Below are 20,391 nucleotides of genomic sequence, written 5' to 3'. Positions count from 1 at the left end.
CCAATTAATTGAATAATACACTCACAGATTCTTCTTCGTATACACGAATGATTGCTTCTCCGATTAATGGAGCAACTGAAAGTTCATGTACTTTGTCGATTTTCTTCTCTTCTGGTAATACGATAGAGTTCGTTACAACTAACTCTTTAATATTTGAATTTTGAATACGCTCAATTGCTGGACCAGATAATACTGGGTGTGTACAGCAAGCATATACTTCAGAAGCACCGTTCTCAACAAGAGCGTTTGCTGCTAATGTAATTGTACCAGCTGTATCAATGATGTCATCAATTAAAATCGCTGTTTTACCTTCAATATTACCGATAATGTTCATTACCTCTGATACGTTCGGGCGAGGACGACGCTTATCAATAATAGCGATTGGCGCTTTTAGACGATCTGCCATTTTTCTTGCACGAGTTACACCACCATGGTCAGGAGACACGATTACGATATCTTTAAGACCTTTTGTTTCAAAGTAATCTGAAAGAATCGGTACACCCATTAAGTGGTCGATTGGGATATCAAAAAACCCTTGAATTTGTGGAGCATGTAAATCTAGAGTGATTACACGAGTTGCACCTGCTGTTTCAAGCAAGTTTGCTACAAGTTTCGATGTAATTGGTTCACGAGAACGCGCTTTACGGTCTTGACGCGCATAACCATAGTAAGGAATAACAATATTAATTGTTTTCGCAGATGCACGTTTTAATGCATCAATCATAATAAGTAATTCCATGATATGTTCGTTTACTGGGAAGCTTGTAGATTGAATAATGAATACATCGCAACCACGGATACTTTCTTCAATGTTAATTTGAACTTCTCCATCACTAAAACGATCAACAGAACATTTTCCTAGCCCTACTCCAATATGCTTTGCAATCTGCTCAGCAAGTTCCTTATTAGAGTTTAAAGAGAATACTTTCAAATTAGAATTTAGATATTGAGTCGACATCTAGATTAACCCTCCACATTATGATTTTTTCTTATTCAGCAATTGATCAACATAGTCTTCTTTGTTAACTTGACGTGCACGTGCTACCGATAATGCTTTTGATGGAACATTCTCTGTAATTGTAGAGCCTGCTGCCACATAAGCACCATCTTCAACTGTTACTGGAGCAACAAGGTTTGAATTACATCCAATAAATACCCCATTACCAATCACAGTTTTGAATTTATTCTTACCGTCATAGTTCACCGTAATTGAACCACAACCAAGATTCACGTCTTCTCCAACTTGTGCATCCCCGATATAACTCAAGTGTGAAGCTTTACTTCTATTACCAAAGACAGTTTTTTTGATTTCCACGAAGTTTCCAACGCGTACTTCGTCTCCAATAACTGAATCTGGGCGAATATGTGCAAATGGACCAACCGATACTTCTGTACCAAGCTTACTATCATGTACAGTAGATTGTCGAATTGTCGTACGATCTCCAATTTCACTATCGCGAATTACTGTATGCGGTCCAATTTCACAATCAGAGCCAATTACAGTGTTCCCCTCAATAATTGTTCCTGGATGAAGAACTGTATCACTACCGATAACTGCATCAGCAGAAATATAAGTGTTACTTGGATCAATAATTGTAACACCGTTTACCATGTTCTTTCGGTTGATACGGTTTTTCATAATAATTTCCGCTTGCGATAGAGCGACTCTGTCGTTAACACCTAACGTTTCGTCGAACTGCTCTGTTTGATAAGCTGATACGATATGACCTTCATTTTTTAAAATCTCAATAACATCTGGAAGGTAATATTCACCTTGCACGTTATCATTTGAAACTTTAGAAAGTGAAGCAAATAAAGCCTTATTATCAAAACAATACGTACCTGTATTGATTTCTTTAATAGCTAATTCTTTCTCATTTGCATCTTTATGCTCAACAATATTTTCAACATGACCATTCTCATTACGAACAATACGGCCATATCCAGCAGGCTCTTCTATGTATGCTGTTAGCACCGTCGCCATTGCTCCTGCTTCTTTATGTTGCTGAAGTAATGCTTCCATTGTTTCAGCAGTTATTAGAGGCGTATCACCACAAATAACTAAAGTTGTTCCTTCTTCATTTGCAAGTACACTTGCAGCTTGATCTACAGCATGTGCTGTACCAAGTTGTTCTGCTTGTAATGCAAATTCACTTACGTTCCCTAGCTGTTCTTGTACCATTTCAGCACCATGTCCAACAACCGTTACAAGTTTCTGCAATCCTAATTGAGATACTTGATCGACTACGTGTTGTACCATAGGTTTTCCACATACAGGATGCAGCACTTTGTATAGCTTAGACTTCATACGTGTGCCTTTACCTGCAGCTAGAATCACTGCAAATCTGTTTGACATATAGACCCTCCATCGCAACCTATTTATCCATTAAAGATATTATCCTAAATCATCATATATTTCAAGAAACACATTTTAACTATTAAATTTTACCATAATTCTTATAAGATGTTTTACTCTTTAGTATCTTTTTTAAGAAATAAGCTATACTATTTAAAATGATTTTGAAAAAATTAGTAGTTTCTTCTTTTTATGTTAATAAATTATGCAGTTTCCAAATATAAAGCAAAAAAAAACAAACCCCTGTAAATGCTTACAGGAGTTTGCTACAAAATTATAAGGCTTTTTGTCAAAAGCCCTTTTCATTCGAATTTTACGAAGCACCCGCTTCTTCAAACTCAACCTCTTCTAACTCGCCTAAACGATGATACTCTGTTAAAACCGCATCTTGAATTTTAGAGCGTGTACCAGAATTAATTGGATGTGCAATGTCACGGAACTCTCCATCTGGAGTACGTTTACTTGGCATTGCTACAAATAATCCATTATTACCATCAATTACACGAATATCATGAACAACAAATTCATGGTCTAGAGTAATAGAGGCAATTGCTCTCATGCGGCCTTCTGTGTTTACGCGGCGTAATCTTACGTCAGTCACTTCCATCTTGTGTTCACCACCCTTTTCTAAATAAGCGATATATTTGTATAAATTCCACAAATTTTCTATTTTCCCTTTAATTTTTTAAAAATTTTTAAGATAAAAATTTTTAAAGTAGTTGAATATAGAGATTAGTGGAGGTTATCGCTTACAAAAGGTTACTTAACTAGGGCGATTACTTCAATTTCAACGGAAACATCTTTCGGTAATTTTGCTACTTGCACACAAGATCGAGCTGGTTTATGAGTAGAGAAATAAGAGCTATACACTTCATTCACAGCATTAAAATCATCCATGTCCTTTAAAAATACTGTTGTTTTTACGACTGTATCAAATGAAGCACCTGCTTCCTCTAATACCGCTTGTAAATTTTGAAATACTTGTTCTGTTTGTACTGTTACATCTCCTGTTACAAGCTCCCCATTTGCCGTCAATGGAATTTGTCCTGAGCTATAGAACATGTTATTTACAATAATCCCCTGTGAATAAGGTCCAATTGCTTGTGGTGCCTTGCTTGTTTGAACAACTTTCATACTTTTCACCCTTTTATTATTTATTTTACTCTTTAAAAATAGTGTACGAAAGGCAGTTTGTCCATCTATTTTATAATCTATAAATAAAATAAAAAAAGATAGAGCTATCTGCTCTATCTTTTATTCCGCCTCTACAAGCCCTTCATCAAATGGCGCAAGAGAATAATTCCCTTTTTCCACTTGAATCGTTTTTTCTTTCACATCAACTTCCGATAGACGAATTAATGATACAAAATTATTAATTAGTCGTTCTTCAATATCTGTGGATTCTACTAATACACCAATACCAACAACATTAGCCTTGAACTCTTCTAACATACTCATCATACCTTGAATTGTTCCGCCAGCTTTCATGAAGTCATCAATAATTAAAACATTCGACCCTTCTGGAAGACTGCGTTTTGCTAACGTCATTGTTTGAATTCGTTTAGAAGAACCCGACACATAGTTAATACTAACAGTCGGACCTTCTGTTACCTTATTATCTTTCCTTGCAATTACAACTGGTACATCTAAGTAATTTGCCACTGCATAAGCAAGTGGAATCCCCTTCGTTGCCACCGTCATAACTGCATCAATTGGTTGCCTAGCAAAAACAGAAGCAAACAAACGACCTGCGCCATTAATATGGCGAGGATTACTCAATAAATCTGTCATGTATAAGTAACCGCCAGGCAAAATACGATCTGGGTTTTCAAATAAGCCACAAAGCTCATCAATAATTAGATCTGCCTCTTCTTCACTTATATACGGTATATATTTCACTCCTCCTGCTGCTCCTGGTATCGTTTGCAATGTGCCGACCCCTTGTTGTTCAAACGTTTGCTTAATAATAACTAAATCTTCACTAATGGAAGACTTAGCCGATTGATACCTTTCAGCAAAAAAAGTGAGAGATACTAGCTGACGAGGGTTTTGTAGCAAGTAATAAGTCATATCGACTAATCTTGTACTTCTTCTAATTTTCATACTCTCACCTCAAATCACGAATATTCTAAACAAATCATAACGTATTATACGTCTTTATTCAAGCGTTTCTCGCTCTCCTAATAAACGTACCGCATAGACTTGTTCACAAAATCCTTTTAATCCGTTATAAATGCGATGCATTCGTGAATCATGGTGTACAAGTCCAAATACAGTTGGACCACTTCCACTCATTAATACAGCATCCGCTCCAAATCGCTTCATCTGTGATTTAATACGGGCAACTTCAGGATGCATTCCAAATGTTACATCTTCTAAAACGTTACCAACAGTATCACAAATTCCTTTATAATCACCAGAATTTATGACATCAACCATTTTATCTACATTCGGATGTGTAACTCGATTTAACTTTAAATTTCCATACACATCAGCAGTAGATACACCTATATGTGGTTTCGCTAAAATAACCCAACAAGAAGGCGGAGTCTTTATATGCTCAATTTTCTCTCCTCTTCCAGTGGCAATTGCTGTGCCTCCGTATACACAGAACGATACATCTGATCCAATTTCTGCGCCAAGCTCTGCTAACTCATCAATTGTAAGCCCTAAATTCCATAATTTATTAAGACCACGTAATGTCGCTGCTGCATCACTACTTCCACCTGCTAATCCAGCTGCTACTGGAATCGTTTTTTCAATAGTAATAGATACACCTTTTTTTACATTAAACTTCTCTTTTAATAATTTCGCTGCCTGATAAGCTAAATTTCGTTGGTCGTCTGGGACATACCGATTATGGGATAAAATTTCAATACGGTCTTCTGCTAATTCCGTTAGTTCTAGACGATCTGCTAAATCAATGGTTGTCATAATCATTTTCACTTCATGATATCCGTCTTGTCTTTTTCCCAGTACATCTAACGACAGATTAATCTTTGCTGGTGCTTTCACTAGTAGCTTCAATCTATTCACCCACTCTATGTACTCAATCTTTTATCGTTTATTTTACCATAAATTTATAGTAAGACGATGACACTTCCCTAATTATAACGAAAAGCATTCAGAATGAAACTACTTATGTAAAATGATGGCACCTTTTAGAGTACAAAAAGCCGAGGAATGTCTCCTCGGCTACCGTAGCATAGAAAGTATCTTACAACTACTGGTTTCGTTTCATTAATTGCTGTTCTGCAATTTCTATAGCACGTTTCACCATGTTACCAGCATCTTTCGCACGAATTCCGCCCCATCCTTCTTTCTGAACAACATCATAAAAGCCAAGCTCTTTTGCTAGCTCTTCTTTAAATTGGTTTGACATGACACCTCTTCGTCTACTCAATGCAGAGTCCCTCCTTATTTTGCTACGGTATAGTTAGTATGCAAAATAATATAGCTTTTCATTTATGGGAATATATGTAATGATATACAAATTATAAAATGACCTCATTATGAGGGTCTCCATAAAATGTTAACTCTACTGTCTCTGTTAAAACATCTGCATAACTATAAGATACACGTTGCAACGCATCTTCTTGTTGATCTAATTGTACAACAAAAACGGAACGGTATGTTTCTGCTAGTACACCTGATTGCTCCACAGTTTTTCTTCTTCCACTATTTGCTTTTAACATAAGTCGCTGTCCAAGATGGTGATCTAATTCGCTTTTAATTTCATCTAAACGTTTTGACATATACTTCGCTACACCTCGCTGTAATTTAGATTGAACACTTAAAGCACGATATATCTATCCTAATTATTAACCGCGATTCACAGCTAATATCATCCTGCGTTTGAATAGATAGAAGAAATACTATATTGTAAAAGTATCATTACGTAGTCTGCACGTTCTTACCTCTTTTTATCCAAATTCATTTAAATCCTTCCATACAAAAAAGCAAGATACATATGTATCCTGCTTACTCTTCGTAATGTTGAAAAGGTAATCCCGTTCGTAAAATCCCTCTCGTTTCAATTCCACCTAGTCCCTTTTCACCAGTAATTGTATTACGTACGACATCCCATACATTGACTCTCTCCATAAATGAAGTAAAACTAATTTTACCAACTACATATACAGGATCTAGTGCATGAATATTAATTCTAGATGGTGAACTAGCGAAATTGGCCCCTGCACGAATTAGTGCCTCAAAATGTGATTGACATGCCCCAGCAAAAATAACAAGTTGATCCAATGATGGATATTTTTTTCGCACTTCACGAACAGCCTGTACAAAATGTCTTGAATGCCTATATGCCGCTAAATCTCCCTTCACTCCTTTTGATTTTGTATATGCATCATGCCCTGTAATAACGAGAATGTCTGGGCGAAAGTGATCTATTAAGTCTACTACTTTTTCATGCATCTCCGTTTCTTTACAATGAATACCTTGAACAGGAACGCCAATTTTATTATATAAATCTAAGCACTTGCGCAAATATAAAGGGTCTCCATCTATATGCAATACACGTCCCGGCATTTGAAAATAATTCACCTCACTTGTGTATCCACCAGTTGAAGTATGTTCATGCCTTTGTTTCATCAGTACATAATCTTGTTGAAACAAACGATACGTGCGCTCCATTGTTTCTTTCTCACGCTTCACCCTTTTTTTATGTTCTCTTTGATCTATACTAATTAAATCTTCAAGTGGCGCATCCGCCACCAGTCTAATTTCCTCTCCAAACAATATAGCTATCTCGCCTTTTATTTCTATAATACGAAAAAGAATATCCCTCTTATGAGAATATCGTTCCACTAATTCTCCAACATGTAAAACCATTCTCCTACCTCCAAACTCATTAGGCCATCTTACCTGTTTTTAAAGTATGAATTTAAAGAGAGAAAGGTGACAAAAGGGACAGTTCAACTTGAACTGTCCCTTTCATATTCTTATGATAATTTATGAAGAACTAATGCATTACTTAATGTTGCAAACTCTTCAATAGATAGCGTTTCGCCTCTTCGCTTTGGATCAATTCCTACTTCTGTTAAAATTCGATCCAATAATTCCTTATCTTTCGGGAAACCATTTAAATTATTTGATAAATTATTCATCAAAGTTTTACGGCGCTGTGCGAAACTTGCTCGTACTACTTCAAAGAAGAATGTTTCATCTGTCACCTCTACAACCGGTTTCGGACGCTTTAGAAGGCGAATAATTGCAGAATCAACATTTGGCTGTGGTACAAACACTGTACGCGGTACAGTCATAACTGTTTCAACTTCTGTATAATACTGAATAGCAATCGATAAAGAACCATACTCTTTCGTTCCAGGTTTAGCAGCTAAACGATCTCCAACTTCTTTTTGCATCATAACAACAAATCCACGAACTGGTAACTTTTCTTCAAGCAATTTAAATAAAATTGGCGTTGTAATATAGTATGGTAAGTTAGCTACTACCATTACATCTTGCCCTTCTTCAAATTGCTCATTAAATACTTCATGTACATCTGCTTTTAGTACGTCTTTATTAATAACTGTAACGTTACCATATGGCGCTAACGTCTCATCTAAAATTGGTAATAGTCTTTGATCAATTTCAAAAGCCACTACTTTTTTAGCACGCTTTGCTAATTGCTCTGTTAATGCACCAATACCTGGTCCAATTTCAATTGCACCACTTTCTGAACCAATTTCTGCATGATCGACAATACGATTTAATACATTTGTATCAATTAAAAAGTTTTGTCCTAAACTTTTTTTGAATGAAAATCCATACTTTTCAACAATGTCTTTTGTACGATTTGGCGTTGCGATATCCTTCATTTTTTTTCCTCCTGTATTACTTGCTTATAAGCTTCTGCAAATGATTCCTTTGAAACTTGAAACATCTGTAATCGTTTATGTAACTGTTTTGCATTTGTATAACCAATCTTTAATAGCTTACCCATTCTTTCTCTGCGGCTCTTTGCCATTTCTCCGCCCACTAAGCCTGCATCGACTAAATCACTCCAACTAATTTCACTTGTGTAAGCTTCCATTTCTTCATGTATATTCTCTAGAGCGCGGCGAATCGACTCATTAGAAGCGTGTTCGATCCCAACACCCTTTTTCCTTTTAGCAAGCGCTTCTTCCTTCGGTAAAAAGGCATGCTTACAGCCAGGAACCTTGTCAGAAATAATTTTTCGAATACGCTCTCCAGGATAATCCGGATCTGTGAAAATAATAACGCCCCTTTTTTGCTGCGCTAATTTAACTTGCTCAATAACATGATCACCGATTGCTGAACCGTTCGTTTCAATTGTATCCGCATCAACAGCACGCTTAATCGTAACTGTATCATCTTTACCTTCTACAACGATAATCTCTTTTATTTTCATGCTTGCCTCCACACTCATTTCGTCTCTACTTAGTAAAACAAAAAAATGACGACTTTTCCATTATTATTTTCCCCATTCTTATATTTTAAAAAATAGAATAGAAAAATCTTTGTTCTCTGTCCTTATTGTAACACTTCATCATTCACATTTATTTTCTTCATCACTTCTACTAGTTTTTCTCAAAATAAAAAAGAACAGGTTTCCCCATTCTTTTTTATTCAACACCAAATAAAACTTTTGCATTTTTAGTTGTCATTTCTGCTACTTCCTCATAAGAAATTCCTTTTAAATTCGCAATTTCTTCTGCCACGAGTTTTACATAACTCGGTTCATTTCGTTTCCCTCGAAATGGATGCGGTGTTAAATACGGACAATCCGTCTCTATTAACAATTTCTCTAATGGAATCTCCGTAGCAACCTCTTTCGGCTTCTTAGCGTTTTTAAATGTAACTGGTCCACCTAACGAAATTAAAAAGTTCATATCAACACATCGCTCTGCTACCTCTACGCTGCCGCTAAAGCAATGCATAATGCCTCCTACTTCAGCTGCATTCTCTTCTTCTAGAATATCAACAATATCTTGAGTTGCATCGCGGTTATGTATAATAATCGGCAATTTTACTTTTTTCGCTAATGCAATTTGTTTACGGAATACTTCTTTCTGTATTTCTTTTGGAGACTTATCCCAGTGATAATCTAAGCCCATTTCTCCAAGTGCAACGACTTTAGGATGAGAAGCAAGTTCTTCTAACCAAGCTAAATGTTCTTCTGTCATGTCGATTGCATCAACTGGGTGCCACCCAACCGCAGCGTAAATAAAATCATAGGCTTCAGCTAATTCCATCGCCTTTTTTATCGTTACTTCATCAAAACCAACAACAACTGTATAAGTAACTCCCGCTTCTTTCATTCGGGCAATAACCTCTTGCAAATCTCCTTCGAATTGCTCTGCATTCAAATGTGAATGTGTATCAAACAACATAATACATAACTCCTTTTATATTGAAATCAAGTTTATTCTACAAAAATAAGTTCTTTAATAACTTAACGATAACAATACTACAATCTTAATGCAAAAATAGAGAGTGTAAAAAGAAAAAAGACGCTTCACACATGTTACACGTGAAACATCTCTTTTCTTGTCTTAATTACTTGATTTTTGTACCATTTGGTAGATTTTGGTCAATTGATGCTAATGACAATACGCCATTCTCTTCACCCGCTAAAATCATACCTTGCGATAATTCACCGCGTAATTTTACAGGTTTTAAGTTTGTTACACAAATAACCTTTTTACCTTTTAAGTCTTCCGGCGAATAGAATTTTGCAATTCCAGAAACAACTTGACGCTTTTCTGTACCTAAGTCTAGTTGAATTTTTAACAGCTTGTCTGCTTTTTTCACAGGTTCAGCAGATAGTACTTCAGCTACGCGTAATTCTACTTTAAAGAAATCATCAATTGTAATTTCTTCTGCCTTCGGTTCTTCTTCTTTTTTCTCTTCTACTTTAGGAGCAGAGCTTTTCATTTGTTCTTTAATGTACTCTACTTCCACTTCCATTTCTAAACGAGGGAAAATTGGGTTTCCTTTTTCTACTTTTGTTCCAGCTGGAATGCAGCCAATTGTAGATAGACTTTCCCAAGATTTATGAGCTTCATCAGTAAGGCCAAGCTGAGCAAACATCTTGCTTGGTGCTACTGTTAAGAATGGCATAAGCATAATACCTGTTTGACGAAGTACTTCTGCTAAATGAGCCATTACAGAGGCTAACTTTTCACGATCATTCTCATCTTTTGCTAATACCCATGGTTGTGTTTCATCAATATATTTATTCGTACGACTAACTAGTTGCCAAATAGATCCTAACGCTACAGAGAACTCCATATTCTCCATTGCTTCTTCTACTTTTTTCAAAGTATCTTGTGCAAACGCTACTAACGTTTCATCAAATTCCGTCACATTTGCTTTAAATGCAGGGATTTCTCCGTTAAAGTACTTATCAATCATAGCTACTGTACGATTTAATAAATTACCTAAGTCATTTGCTAAGTCGAAATTAATACGCTCCACAAATCCTTCTGGTGTAAATACGCCATCAGATCCAAATGGAACTTCACGAAGTAGGTAATAACGTAATGCATCTAATCCGTAACGATCGATTAATGTAACTGGATCTACTACGTTTCCTTTTGACTTACTCATCTTTCCATCCTTCATTAAAATCCAGCCATGAGCAAAGACTTTCTTCGGAAGAGGTAAATCTAATGCCATTAAAATTATCGGCCAATAAATTGTATGGAAACGAACAATTTCTTTCCCAACTAAATGCACATCTGCAGGCCAGAATTTTTTATATTTCTCTTCATTTGCTGTTCCATAACCTAACGCCGTAATATAGTTAGATAATGCGTCAACCCATACGTAAATAACGTGTTTTGGGTTACCAGGAACACGAACTCCCCAGTCAAATGAAGTACGAGAAACTGCTAAATCTTCTAATCCCGGTTTAATAAAATTATTAATCATTTCATTTTTACGAGACTCCGGCTGAATGAAATGTGGATTATCTTCATAGAACTTTAATAGTCTGTCGACATATTTACCCATTCTAAAGAAATAAGATTCTTCACGAACAAGTTCTACATCATGACCACTATCTGGGCTTTTTCCTCCAACTACTTTGTCGCCTTCCATAATTGGCTCTACTAATTGATGCTCTGTATAGAACGTCTCATCTTGTACAGAATACCAACCTTCATATTCATCAAGATAAATGTCACCTTGATCTACTAATTGTTTAAAGATTTTTTCGACAACATCTTTATGACGATCTTCAGTTGTACGAATAAAATCATCATAAGAAATATCCATCTTCTCCCAAAGCTCTTTAATTCCTGCAACAATGTTATCAACATATGCCTGTGGCGTAATATTTAACTCTTCTGCTTTCTTTTGGATCTTCTGTCCATGTTCATCAGTTCCTGTTAAATAATGCACATTATAACCTTGCATACGCTTATATCGTGCCATCGCATCTCCTGCTACTGTCGTATAAGCATGTCCAATGTGTAATTTTCCACTTGGATAATAAATTGGGGTAGTAATATAAAAGGACTTATTTTCCTCTGTCATTGTTTTGGACCTCCCGAATAACCTCATATGTATTTATAAACAGTATATCAAAAACTCATATATAAAGTGAAACTTTAATCAGTAGGTTTTTTGTTCCTCCCCACTAATTATTAGCCTACGTTAATTGGGCTTTTACGAGCAGCCCAAATCTAACTTATCTTCTTTACGCCAACCTAATTTTCAATTTAGATCTTAATGCTCAATATCTTTATCATCTATTGCTCATATTTCAAAAAAATATACAATATCCACTTTTAATTTATTATTTTTTCAGAAAATAATGTAAATAATTGTGGAATTTCCTCTCAATCTATTATATATACGAAATAAGAAATCTATAAATCTTTTTAAAAAATATAGAATTTAAGAATTGACGGAAATGTAAATGATTGGTATCATATGTCCATAGGGTATTTTGTCGAAAAATGACGAATCTAAAAATAGACTCGAAACTTATAAACTATTTATTTAGGAGGAAAAAAATTATGAAATCTACTGGTATTGTTCGTAAAGTTGATGAATTAGGTCGTGTAGTAATTCCAATCGAATTACGCCGTACTTTAGGTATTGCAGAAAAGGACGCTCTTGAAATCTATGTTGATGACGAAAAAATCATCTTAAAGAAATATAAACCAAACATGACTTGCCAAGTAACTGGTGAAGTATCTGACGGTAACCTTTCTTTAGCTGAAGGTAAAATCATCTTAAGCAAAGAAGGCGCTGAGCAAATCTTAAACGAACTTCAAGATTATATCGAAACAGCAAAATAAGCTTCTCAATTATGAGAAGCTTATTTTTTATCGACATGATAGATTTGATATACATCTCTTTTCGACAAATCTCGATCTTTAGCGACTGTTTTAATCGCTTCTTTTGAATTCATACTTTTTTCATTTATATAATATTCAATATGATCATATACCGAAAGAGATTCCCACCATTGTTCTTCTGGAGCAGGTTCTTCTGTTGAACCAGCTACTAAAATACAAAACTCACCACGTACTTCATTTTGCTTCGTCCACTCAATTGCTTCTTCGATTGTTCCTCGAATAAATTCCTCAAATTTTTTCGTTAACTCTCGACATAATACAATCTCTCTATTTCCCAACACTTCCTGCATCGAAATTAAAGTATCATCTAAACGATGAGGTGCTTCATAAAACATCATTGTAGTTTGTACATAACGAAGCTTTTCTAACTCCATCTTCCGTTCCTTTTTGTTTCTCTGCAAGAAACCATAGAAATAAAACTGCTTTGTTTCAAGACCGGATGCAATTAATGCTGTAAGGGCTGCATTTGCTCCAGGAAGCGGAATTACATGATATTGCTCAGCTACTGCCTCAACGACAATATCGTAACCTGGATCAGAAATACACGGCATACCAGCGTCACTAACAAGTGCTACATTCTTTCCATCCTCTAATTTCTCTAATAGTTTCTTCCCACTTACTTCTTTATTGTGCTCATGATAACTCGTGACAGGTGTTTCAATTTCAAAATAATTACAAAGTTTTTTCGTTTGTCTCGTATCTTCAGCAGCAATTAAATCAACTTCTTTTAAAATTCGGATTGCACGAAATGTCATATCTTCTAGATTTCCAATAGGAGTTGGTACTAAATATAAAACTCCCTTTTCATTTTGTTGAAAGCTTTTTTGTTGCCACATAGCGTTCTCCTTTTTGCATATATGCCTCTTTTTGTTTTCTCGTTAATTGCTTAAAGTAATACTCCGCTTGCATAGCTGTACGCTTATCATCGTGGGTCTCTACATATTTTAAAACGACAGGAAGCCTGACGCGTGTATACTTAGCCCCTTTGCCGCTATTATGAGTCTGAATTCTCTTTTCTATATGGTTTGTATATCCAGCATAATAACTTCCATCAGAGCACTCTACCACATAAAAAAAGTGCTTATTCTTCTCCATATAAAATTGAACGTAGCTCCTTTGTATATTCGTTATTGTTCTCATATACAACGAGAGGCGGTAAAATTTTCAAATCTGCATTTCCATCCTTAATTCCTTCAATTAACAATGTATTTGCTTCTTTTCCAACCTTAGGATAAACAAATTGCACACGCTTTGGTTCAATTTTATATTTACGCATTAATGTGACAATGTCTAGTAATCGCCCTGGACGATGTACAAACGCTACTTTCCCACCTTGTTTTACTAACTGACTACTTGCAGATACAACATCTTCTAATGTACACATAATTTCATGACGAGCTATCGCTAAATGTTCATTCATATTTTTCTCTGAAGTTTGAGGTGTTTGAAAATATGGTGGATTACATGTAACAACATCATATTGATGACGTCCAAGTTTCTCTGGCATATCTTTCAAATCTCCATGTATGAGGTGAATTCTTTCTTCCAACCCATTGTATTGAACACTTCTTACTCCCATATCATATAAGCGTTCTTGAATTTCCACACCAGTAATATTTCCTTTTGTTCTTGTACTTAATAGAAGGGGAACAACAGCGTTACCTGTACACAAATCAAGTAAATTCCCCTTTTGAATTGGTACCCATGCAAAATCTGCAAGTAAAACGGCATCTAAAGAAAAATTAAATACTGATGGGCTTTGTATAATCTTCATGTCTTGTGCTAATAAGTAATCTAAACGTTCATCTTCATATAAATTCATATACTGCTCCTTTTCTTACCCTTAACCTACCCTATTTCATGTATAAAAAATTACCTTTCCAATTATAATTGGAAAGGTAATTTCACTTTTTATTTAAGAATGAAAGACAGAACAAACAATCTCCCTCTTTACGTACACTTCCATAATGTAGATTGCAAATATGAAAACCTTCTTGATATAGTCTCGCTAAATTGTCATAGCCTTCACCAATATCTGTTTTCGGCTTCACTTCTTTACGTTTTTGAGTTTTTTGTTTTTCTTTATTCTGCACTTCTTCAAAACGGTGTCGCAAATTGTTATTTTCCATTTTTATATGCTGGTTTTCTTCCAACAACTCTGCAAGATGCTGTTTTAACTCTCCCAACTGTTTATATAAATGTCCAATTTGCTCTTCCATACTAGAAACCGATTCAAAAATATCTTTTTTCTCCACAAGCACCCACCTCATTAATCTGTGGTTTGACTCGAAACGACCCCTTTATTCACTAACTCATCTAACGTATATTCTACTATCCGTTCCTTGTCTACTAGTTCCACTTGAATTAATCTTTCTAAAATATTTAATCCGATAACACGGCCAGTACCATGCGGGGTTTGTATACGTTGATCTAAATCAGGAAGTTGTTCCTTTGCTGCCTCATATTCATCATTCTCATATTTTAAGCAACACATTAAGCGACCACATAAACCAGAGATTTTTGCAGGATTTAATGATAAATTTTGATCCTTTGCCATTTTAATGGATACAGGTTCAAAATCCCCTAAAAAAGTAGAACAACAAAGCATACGACCACATGGACCAATACCACCTAGCATCTTCGCTTCATCACGAACACCAATTTGTCTTAGTTCAATTCTTGTTCTAAAAATTGCGGCTAAGTCCTTCACTAGTTCGCGGAAATCGATCCGACCATCCGCAGTAAAATAGAAAATAATCTTATTACGATCGAATGTATACTCTACATCTACAAGTTTCATATCAAGATTATGCTCTACTACCTTTTGTTGACAGACTTGATATGCTTCTTTGGCAGCATATTTGTTCTCTTCAACAATGGTACGATCATTTTCATTTGCAATACGAATAACCTTTTTTAGCGGTAATACAACGTCGTTTTCATAAACTTGTTTTTTGGTAATAACTACTTTTCCGTATTCAATACCTCTTACCGTTTCTACAATGACAAACTCATTTTCAGAGATATCGAACTGGTTTGGATCAAAGTAATATACCTTTCCGGCCTTCTTAAAGCGAACACCTACTACATCATACAAAACGGTCATCCCTCCTGCAACCGCAACACTAACTGTTCGAACACAAGCTGCGCATTTACATTAGCGTTGATTCTATTTTTTGCCTCTAATATATTAAAGAGAGCTGATACAATGCGCTTCTGAGCATAGGAAAACGATTCAAATATCTCTTTCTGCTCATGAAAAACAAGACGATCTTCTTCTCCAAGTTGAACATATAATAAATCCTTATAAATAAGGAGTAACATATCTAAACCTTGCTGTAATTGTTCTTTCTCTCCAAAGTGTTTTCCCCATTTTTCTTGTACAAAAAAAATAGAGGTTTTATCTTTTTCGAGCGCTTCACATAATTTTATCACTAAAGCTCGTGCTTGTGCAAACCATTCATCACTACATAAAGCTAAAGCTTCATCAAAACTATTTGTAAGTTGAGCAGCAAGTGTCGATAAAGATGCTGTAATCCCTTCATCCTGTAATCTTCTAATTAAAGATTCCGTAGGTAACGGTCTAAACGTAACAACTTGGCAGCGAGATAAAATCGTATTTAAAATTTGATGACTTTGTTCAGTAAGTAAAATAGCAGTTGTATCACTACTTGGTTCTTCTAAAAATTTCAAAAGTGTATTTGCCGCATTTGCTGTCATACGATCTGCGTGCTCAATAATATATAATTTTTTATTTGCCTCTAATCCTGTTTTTGAAAACTCTTCTTGTAAATCATGAATTTGCTGCTTCTTAATAGATAATCCGTCTGGTTTTACAATATGTAAGTTAGGGTGGTTACCTGAATCAATTCGCTTACAGTTTGTACATACATGACAGGGCTCTACTCCATTCCGCTCAGAACAGAGGAAACTCTTTGCCATTTGAATTGCTGTCGCAAACTTTCCTGTCCCTTTCCCTCCCTCTAACAAGTAAGCGTGGGATATACGCTCTTTTGCAATGCTATTCATCAACATTTTTACACCGATGGGTTGTATAGCAGAAAGCTGCTCCCACGTCTTCGTCATAATGCATACCTCACTTATTTCATTCTTTCCTTCTATTATAACAATTTATCTTCTATAATCTGAACAACTTCTTCTATAAGTTTTTCCATCGGTTGATCAGCATTTACCAATACAATACGATCCGAGAAACGTTCTACAACTTGTAAATACCCTTTGCGCACACGTTTATGGAAAGAGATATCTTCCATATCTAGTCGATTTACTTCACGTCCTGCATCTTTTTCAATCCGAGCCAAACCAACCTCAGGCTCAATGTCTAGATAAATTGTTAAACTAGGCATACAGTCCTCTGTTGCGAAACGATTTATTTCAAATACCTTATCCATACCCAATCCTCTTGCATAGCCTTGGTATGCTAAAGAGCTATCTATAAAACGATCACATAACACGAGGTAGTTCTCATTAAGTGCTGGCATAACTTTTTCTACTAAATGTTGTCTGCGCGCAGCAGCATAAAGAAGCGCTTCTGTACGTGCTTCCATCATCGTATATTCTTGTTTATGTAAAATCGTCCTAATGTCCTCAGAAATTGCAATACCGCCTGGTTCCCTTGTCGCCATTACCTTCTGTGCTTTTTGTTCAAAATATGGCAATAAGCTTTTAATTAACGTTGTTTTACCTGAACCTTCTGGGCCCTCAATTGTTACAAATAATCCCTTCATCCTAAAACCTACTTTCTATATCATACACTTTCATATATTTCGTATTACCTTGAAAACGAGCTCCTGCTCTTTCTAAATACATAATTTGCTCTTTATGCTCTGAAGTAATTCTCTCTCCATACATAATTAATGGAATTCCAGGTGGATACGGAATCACCATTTCCGCCGCTATCATTCCAACAGCCTCTTCTATAGATACTATCTTTGTTTCATATCCGTCTAGTTGTTTATACGTATACGGTAAAAGAGAGAATTCACCATTATAAGTATAACGAATAGATTCCCTCTTGTCTTTCACCTCATAATGTTGCAATGCTACTCGGATCATCTCTATAACCTTCATATATCCCTCATTTACTTGTAAGGGTAAAATAAATAGGACATTGTACGGATCAGCCATCTCTGTATATATACCGACCTTTTCAAATACAGACTGTAATTCGTACCCTGATAACTGACAACGAGTTTGTACGGTGACCTTTAACTCATCTTGCAACGGATATTCTAAAATGGTGATTTGGGGAATAGAACGTAATTGTTCCTTAAATCTTCGTAAAAACTCAACAATTTCACTGTGACCTTCTTCTTTTATACGCGCCATTGTAAAGCGTGCTATATCCAAGGAAGCCATAATTGGATACGATGGACTACTAGATTGTAGCATACTTAAATAAGTAGTAACCTTATCTTCGTCTACTAAATGACTATTTATATGTAAATAGGAACCCATTGTCATTGCGGGTAATGTTTTATGTGCAGAATGAACTACAATATCTGCACCATATGTTAATGCTGACTTCGGAAATGGTTCTCCCAAACATAGATGTGCCCCATGTGCCTCATCTACCAAAACAGGGATTTTATGTGCATGTGCAAAAGCGATGCTTGCCTCTAGATCCATCCCCATACCATAATAATTAGGATGCGTTAAAATAAGTGCTTTCGCATTTGGATACTTTCCAATTGCGTTCTTAATAATTTCATTACGAACTCCCACTGGTACGTTATAAGCTTCATCAATCCATGGATCTAAAAAAATGGGATTTGCTCCCGCAAGTTTTAAACCATTAATAATTGATTTATGACAATTTCTTTGTACAAGAACAATATCATGTTCCCCGCAACAAGACAAAATCATTGCTAAGTTCCCGACTGTTGAACCATTAATTAAAAAATAACTTCTCTTTGTATTATAAACTTCAGCCAATAATTGTTGTGCCTCATCTATACATTCAAACGGACTATGCAAATCATCTAGTCCTGCTAATTCAGTTACATCAATAGATAGAATACCTTTAAACTCTCTTATTGCCTCCTGAGGGAAGTTTAAACCATTCTTATGACCAGGAACATGAAAGGATAACGGCCCTCTTTCTTTAAACTCTATTAACGCCTCATATAAAGGCATACGATTTTGATTCATCTACATCTCTTCCTTATTATTCATTCTCTATCTATTATACAGAACAAAAAAAATAATAGGCATATGCCTATTTAAAAATATGATACTTCTAATTTTCGAAGCTGCTTTAAATAATATATATATTTCGGATCATCTGTCTCTGTATTCACCATATCCTTTTCACATTCATGGCATATTAAATTATTATAAACATATATACCTTCTTTTCTTTTTGTCTCACAAACAATACAAACTTCACTTTGTAATTTCATAATCTTCCCTCCCTATTTAAGTGAACCTATTTTATACTTCTAATCCTTAACAATTTACAGAAAAATATACACCCATCTTTTATATAATATGATTAACTCTTGGGCAACGTGTTTGTATTTCCATTACTTCTTTCCCATTCTTTTTAACAATACAAAAAAACACAAGTCAAATGACTTGTGTTTTTAGTTGCTTGGCGACGTCCTACTCTCACAGGGACAAGGTCCCAACTACCATCGGCGCTAGAGAGCTTAACTTCCGTGTTCGGTATGGGAACGGGTGTGACCTCTCTGCCATCATCACCAAACTATGAAGGCATATTCCTTCAAAACTAGATAACATTTGCTACATATTATATGGTTAAGTCCTCGATCTATTAGTATTCGTCAGCTCCACATGTCACCATGCTTCCACCTCGAACCTATCAACCTGATCATCTTTCAGGGATCTTACTAGCTTACGCTATGGGAAATCTCATCTTGAGGGGGGCTTCATGCTTAGATGCTTTCAGCACTTATCCCTTCCGCACATAGCTACCCAGCTATGCCCTTGGCAGAACAACTGGTACACCAGCGGTGCGTCCATCCCGGTCCTCTCGTACTAAGGACAGCTCCTCTCAAATTTCCTACGCCCACGACGGATAGGGACCGAACTGTCTCACGACGTTCTGAACCCAGCTCGCGTACCGCTTTAATGGGCGAACAGCCCAACCCTTGGGACCGACTACAGCCCCAGGATGCGATGAGCCGACATCGAGGTGCCAAACCTCCCCGTCGATGTGGACTCTTGGGGGAGATAAGCCTGTTATCCCCGGGGTAGCTTTTATCCGTTGAGCGATGGCCCTTCCATGCGGAACCACCGGATCACTAAGCCCGACTTTCGTCCCTGCTCGACTTGTAGGTCTCGCAGTCAAGCTCCCTTATGCCTTTGCACTCTACGAATGATTTCCAACCATTCTGAGGGAACCTTTGGGCGCCTCCGTTACACTTTAGGAGGCGACCGCCCCAGTCAAACTGCCCACCTGACACTGTCTCCCGGGTCGATAAGACCCGTAGGTTAGAATTTCAATACAGTCAGGGCGGTATCCCACCAGCGCCTCCACCGAAGCTAGCGCTCCGGTTTCAATGGCTCCCGCCTATCCTGTACAAACTGTACCAAAATTCAATATCAGGCTACAGTAAAGCTCCACGGGGTCTTTCCGTCCTGTCGCGGGTAACCTGCATCTTCACAGGTACTATAATTTCACCGAGTCTCTGGTTGAGACAG

23 protein-coding genes and 2 rRNA genes (1 of these 25 only partly in view) are annotated in these 20,391 nt (G+C 36.3%); 1 reads left to right on the top strand and 24 read right to left on the bottom strand.

Annotated features, from left to right (window positions below; genetic code table 11):
* Window positions 1–4: 4 nt before the first annotated feature.
* The 13 genes from MHH55_RS28475 to metG form a co-directional block, all read right to left on the bottom strand.
* The gene (locus MHH55_RS28475) at window positions 5–958 is read right to left on the bottom strand and encodes a ribose-phosphate diphosphokinase (protein ID WP_000107420.1); all 954 of its coding nucleotides are present in this window, start codon (window positions 956–958) and stop codon (window positions 5–7) included.
* An 18-nt stretch (window positions 959–976) separates the two neighbouring features.
* Window positions 977–2,356 (bottom strand): bifunctional UDP-N-acetylglucosamine diphosphorylase/glucosamine-1-phosphate N-acetyltransferase GlmU, encoded by a 1,380-nt coding sequence (glmU, locus tag MHH55_RS28470; protein WP_078186630.1) that lies wholly within the window; start codon window positions 2,354–2,356, stop codon window positions 977–979.
* Between the two features lie 313 nt (window positions 2,357–2,669).
* Window positions 2,670–2,963: a septation regulator SpoVG gene (spoVG, locus tag MHH55_RS28465; RefSeq protein ID WP_000454041.1), complete on the bottom strand. Its 294-nt coding sequence runs from the start codon at window positions 2,961–2,963 to the stop codon at window positions 2,670–2,672.
* 152 nt (window positions 2,964–3,115) lie between these two features.
* The gene (locus tag MHH55_RS28460) at window positions 3,116–3,490 is read right to left on the bottom strand and encodes a RidA family protein (RefSeq protein WP_000869815.1); all 375 of its coding nucleotides are present in this window, start codon (window positions 3,488–3,490) and stop codon (window positions 3,116–3,118) included.
* A 120-nt stretch (window positions 3,491–3,610) separates the two neighbouring features.
* Window positions 3,611–4,459, bottom strand: coding sequence for a pur operon repressor (purR, locus tag MHH55_RS28455; RefSeq protein ID WP_000702466.1), 849 nt, complete (start codon window positions 4,457–4,459; stop codon window positions 3,611–3,613).
* Between the two features lie 54 nt (window positions 4,460–4,513).
* Entirely contained in the window at window positions 4,514–5,383 is an 870-nt protein-coding gene (ispE, locus tag MHH55_RS28450) for a 4-(cytidine 5'-diphospho)-2-C-methyl-D-erythritol kinase (protein WP_000772104.1), read from the bottom strand.
* Between the two features lie 196 nt (window positions 5,384–5,579).
* Window positions 5,580–5,759, bottom strand: coding sequence for an acid-soluble spore protein SspF (gene sspF, locus MHH55_RS28445; RefSeq protein ID WP_002094215.1), 180 nt, complete (start codon window positions 5,757–5,759; stop codon window positions 5,580–5,582).
* Between the two features lie 91 nt (window positions 5,760–5,850).
* Window positions 5,851–6,111, bottom strand: a complete 261-nt coding sequence (gene veg / locus MHH55_RS28440; RefSeq protein ID WP_000044347.1) for a biofilm formation stimulator Veg — start codon at window positions 6,109–6,111, stop codon at window positions 5,851–5,853.
* Between the two features lie 226 nt (window positions 6,112–6,337).
* Complete coding sequence (yabG, locus tag MHH55_RS28435) at window positions 6,338–7,201, bottom strand: sporulation peptidase YabG (protein WP_000242868.1); 864 nt, start codon at window positions 7,199–7,201, stop codon at window positions 6,338–6,340.
* A 110-nt stretch (window positions 7,202–7,311) separates the two neighbouring features.
* Window positions 7,312–8,190, bottom strand: a complete 879-nt coding sequence (gene rsmA, locus MHH55_RS28430; protein WP_000651548.1) for a 16S rRNA (adenine(1518)-N(6)/adenine(1519)-N(6))-dimethyltransferase RsmA — start codon at window positions 8,188–8,190, stop codon at window positions 7,312–7,314.
* On the bottom strand, window positions 8,187–8,744 hold the full coding sequence (gene rnmV, locus MHH55_RS28425; protein ID WP_000692843.1) for a ribonuclease M5: 558 nt from the start codon (window positions 8,742–8,744) through the stop codon (window positions 8,187–8,189). The genes rsmA and rnmV overlap by 4 nt, the downstream gene beginning before the upstream one ends.
* A gap of 214 nt (window positions 8,745–8,958) precedes the next feature.
* Window positions 8,959–9,726 carry a TatD family hydrolase gene (locus tag MHH55_RS28420; protein ID WP_000895851.1) on the bottom strand — a complete coding sequence of 256 codons (768 nt, stop codon included), beginning with the start codon at window positions 9,724–9,726 and terminating at the stop codon, window positions 8,959–8,961.
* 166 nt (window positions 9,727–9,892) lie between these two features.
* Entirely contained in the window at window positions 9,893–11,875 is a 1,983-nt protein-coding gene (gene metG, locus MHH55_RS28415; RefSeq protein WP_000134140.1) for a methionine--tRNA ligase, read from the bottom strand.
* A gap of 485 nt (window positions 11,876–12,360) precedes the next feature.
* Here metG and MHH55_RS28410 point away from each other — a divergent pair, with 485 nt between their 5' ends.
* Window positions 12,361–12,645: an AbrB/MazE/SpoVT family DNA-binding domain-containing protein gene (locus tag MHH55_RS28410; protein WP_000843036.1), complete on the top strand. Its 285-nt coding sequence runs from the start codon at window positions 12,361–12,363 to the stop codon at window positions 12,643–12,645.
* 20 nt (window positions 12,646–12,665) lie between these two features.
* Here MHH55_RS28410 and rsmI read toward each other — a convergent pair whose 3' ends face one another.
* The 11 genes from rsmI to MHH55_RS28355 all read right to left on the bottom strand — a co-directional run.
* Window positions 12,666–13,541, bottom strand: coding sequence for a 16S rRNA (cytidine(1402)-2'-O)-methyltransferase (gene rsmI, locus MHH55_RS28405; protein ID WP_000267821.1), 876 nt, complete (start codon window positions 13,539–13,541; stop codon window positions 12,666–12,668).
* A complete protein-coding gene (locus MHH55_RS28400) occupies window positions 13,510–13,800 on the bottom strand; it encodes a GIY-YIG nuclease family protein (protein WP_000414350.1) in 291 nt (96 codons plus the stop codon). The genes rsmI and MHH55_RS28400 overlap by 32 nt, the downstream gene beginning before the upstream one ends.
* On the bottom strand, window positions 13,787–14,527 hold the full coding sequence (locus MHH55_RS28395; protein ID WP_001055366.1) for a tRNA1(Val) (adenine(37)-N6)-methyltransferase: 741 nt from the start codon (window positions 14,525–14,527) through the stop codon (window positions 13,787–13,789). Before MHH55_RS28395 ends, MHH55_RS28400 begins: the two co-directional genes overlap by 14 nt.
* An 82-nt stretch (window positions 14,528–14,609) precedes the next feature.
* The gene (yabA, locus tag MHH55_RS28390; RefSeq protein WP_000412063.1) at window positions 14,610–14,960 is read right to left on the bottom strand and encodes a DNA replication initiation control protein YabA; all 351 of its coding nucleotides are present in this window, start codon (window positions 14,958–14,960) and stop codon (window positions 14,610–14,612) included.
* Between the two features lie 14 nt (window positions 14,961–14,974).
* A complete protein-coding gene (locus MHH55_RS28385) occupies window positions 14,975–15,802 on the bottom strand; it encodes a PSP1 domain-containing protein (protein WP_139362439.1) in 828 nt (275 codons plus the stop codon).
* 5 nt (window positions 15,803–15,807) lie between these two features.
* On the bottom strand, window positions 15,808–16,791 hold the full coding sequence (holB, locus tag MHH55_RS28380) for a DNA polymerase III subunit delta' (protein WP_048538417.1): 984 nt from the start codon (window positions 16,789–16,791) through the stop codon (window positions 15,808–15,810).
* A 35-nt stretch (window positions 16,792–16,826) separates the two neighbouring features.
* The gene (tmk, locus tag MHH55_RS28375; protein ID WP_078186628.1) at window positions 16,827–17,453 is read right to left on the bottom strand and encodes a dTMP kinase; all 627 of its coding nucleotides are present in this window, start codon (window positions 17,451–17,453) and stop codon (window positions 16,827–16,829) included.
* Between the two features lies 1 nt (window position 17,454).
* A complete protein-coding gene (locus MHH55_RS28370; protein ID WP_017657146.1) occupies window positions 17,455–18,876 on the bottom strand; it encodes an aminotransferase class I/II-fold pyridoxal phosphate-dependent enzyme in 1,422 nt (473 codons plus the stop codon).
* 71 nt (window positions 18,877–18,947) lie between these two features.
* A complete protein-coding gene (locus MHH55_RS28365; protein WP_000776278.1) occupies window positions 18,948–19,127 on the bottom strand; it encodes a sigma factor G inhibitor Gin in 180 nt (59 codons plus the stop codon).
* Between the two features lie 189 nt (window positions 19,128–19,316).
* Window positions 19,317–19,432, bottom strand: a 5S ribosomal RNA gene (gene rrf, locus MHH55_RS28360).
* 49 nt (window positions 19,433–19,481) lie between these two features.
* Window positions 19,482–20,391: ribosomal RNA gene (locus tag MHH55_RS28355) — 23S ribosomal RNA — on the bottom strand; it runs 2,012 nt beyond the window's last position.

Origin of the sequence: Bacillus sp. FSL K6-2944, from assembly GCF_038005385.1 — a bacterium.
GTDB classification, from domain to species: Bacteria; Bacillota; Bacilli; order Bacillales; family Bacillaceae_G; genus Bacillus_A; species Bacillus_A cereus.
Note: the sequence above shows the minus strand (reverse complement) of the source record. Positions and strands in the feature narration are given on the sequence as shown.

Excerpts from the sequence above, each read along its gene's own strand:
- MHH55_RS28475 (WP_000107420.1), bottom strand. The coding sequence starts at position 958 with ATGTCGACTCAATATCTAAATTCTAATTTGAAAGTATTCTCTTTAAAC.
- glmU (WP_078186630.1), bottom strand. The coding sequence starts at position 2,356 with ATGTCAAACAGATTTGCAGTGATTCTAGCTGCAGGTAAAGGCACACGT.
- spoVG (WP_000454041.1), bottom strand. The coding sequence starts at position 2,963 with ATGGAAGTGACTGACGTAAGATTACGCCGCGTAAACACAGAAGGCCGC.
- MHH55_RS28460 (WP_000869815.1), bottom strand. The coding sequence starts at position 3,490 with ATGAAAGTTGTTCAAACAAGCAAGGCACCACAAGCAATTGGACCTTAT.
- purR (WP_000702466.1), bottom strand. The coding sequence starts at position 4,459 with ATGAAAATTAGAAGAAGTACAAGATTAGTCGATATGACTTATTACTTG.
- veg (WP_000044347.1), bottom strand. The coding sequence starts at position 6,111 with ATGTCAAAACGTTTAGATGAAATTAAAAGCGAATTAGATCACCATCTT.
- yabG (WP_000242868.1), bottom strand. The coding sequence starts at position 7,201 with ATGGTTTTACATGTTGGAGAATTAGTGGAACGATATTCTCATAAGAGG.
- rsmA (WP_000651548.1), bottom strand. The coding sequence starts at position 8,190 with ATGAAGGATATCGCAACGCCAAATCGTACAAAAGACATTGTTGAAAAG.
- rnmV (WP_000692843.1), bottom strand. The coding sequence starts at position 8,744 with ATGAAAATAAAAGAGATTATCGTTGTAGAAGGTAAAGATGATACAGTT.
- MHH55_RS28420 (WP_000895851.1), bottom strand. The coding sequence starts at position 9,726 with ATGTTGTTTGATACACATTCACATTTGAATGCAGAGCAATTCGAAGGA.
- metG (WP_000134140.1), bottom strand. The coding sequence starts at position 11,875 with ATGACAGAGGAAAATAAGTCCTTTTATATTACTACCCCAATTTATTAT.
- MHH55_RS28410 (WP_000843036.1), top strand. The coding sequence starts at position 12,361 with ATGAAATCTACTGGTATTGTTCGTAAAGTTGATGAATTAGGTCGTGTA.
- rsmI (WP_000267821.1), bottom strand. The coding sequence starts at position 13,541 with ATGTGGCAACAAAAAAGCTTTCAACAAAATGAAAAGGGAGTTTTATAT.
- MHH55_RS28400 (WP_000414350.1), bottom strand. The coding sequence starts at position 13,800 with ATGGAGAAGAATAAGCACTTTTTTTATGTGGTAGAGTGCTCTGATGGA.
- MHH55_RS28395 (WP_001055366.1), bottom strand. The coding sequence starts at position 14,527 with ATGAATTTATATGAAGATGAACGTTTAGATTACTTATTAGCACAAGAC.
- holB (WP_048538417.1), bottom strand. The coding sequence starts at position 16,791 with ATGACGAAGACGTGGGAGCAGCTTTCTGCTATACAACCCATCGGTGTA.
- tmk (WP_078186628.1), bottom strand. The coding sequence starts at position 17,453 with ATGAAGGGATTATTTGTAACAATTGAGGGCCCAGAAGGTTCAGGTAAA.
- MHH55_RS28370 (WP_017657146.1), bottom strand. The coding sequence starts at position 18,876 with ATGAATCAAAATCGTATGCCTTTATATGAGGCGTTAATAGAGTTTAAA.
- MHH55_RS28365 (WP_000776278.1), bottom strand. The coding sequence starts at position 19,127 with ATGAAATTACAAAGTGAAGTTTGTATTGTTTGTGAGACAAAAAGAAAA.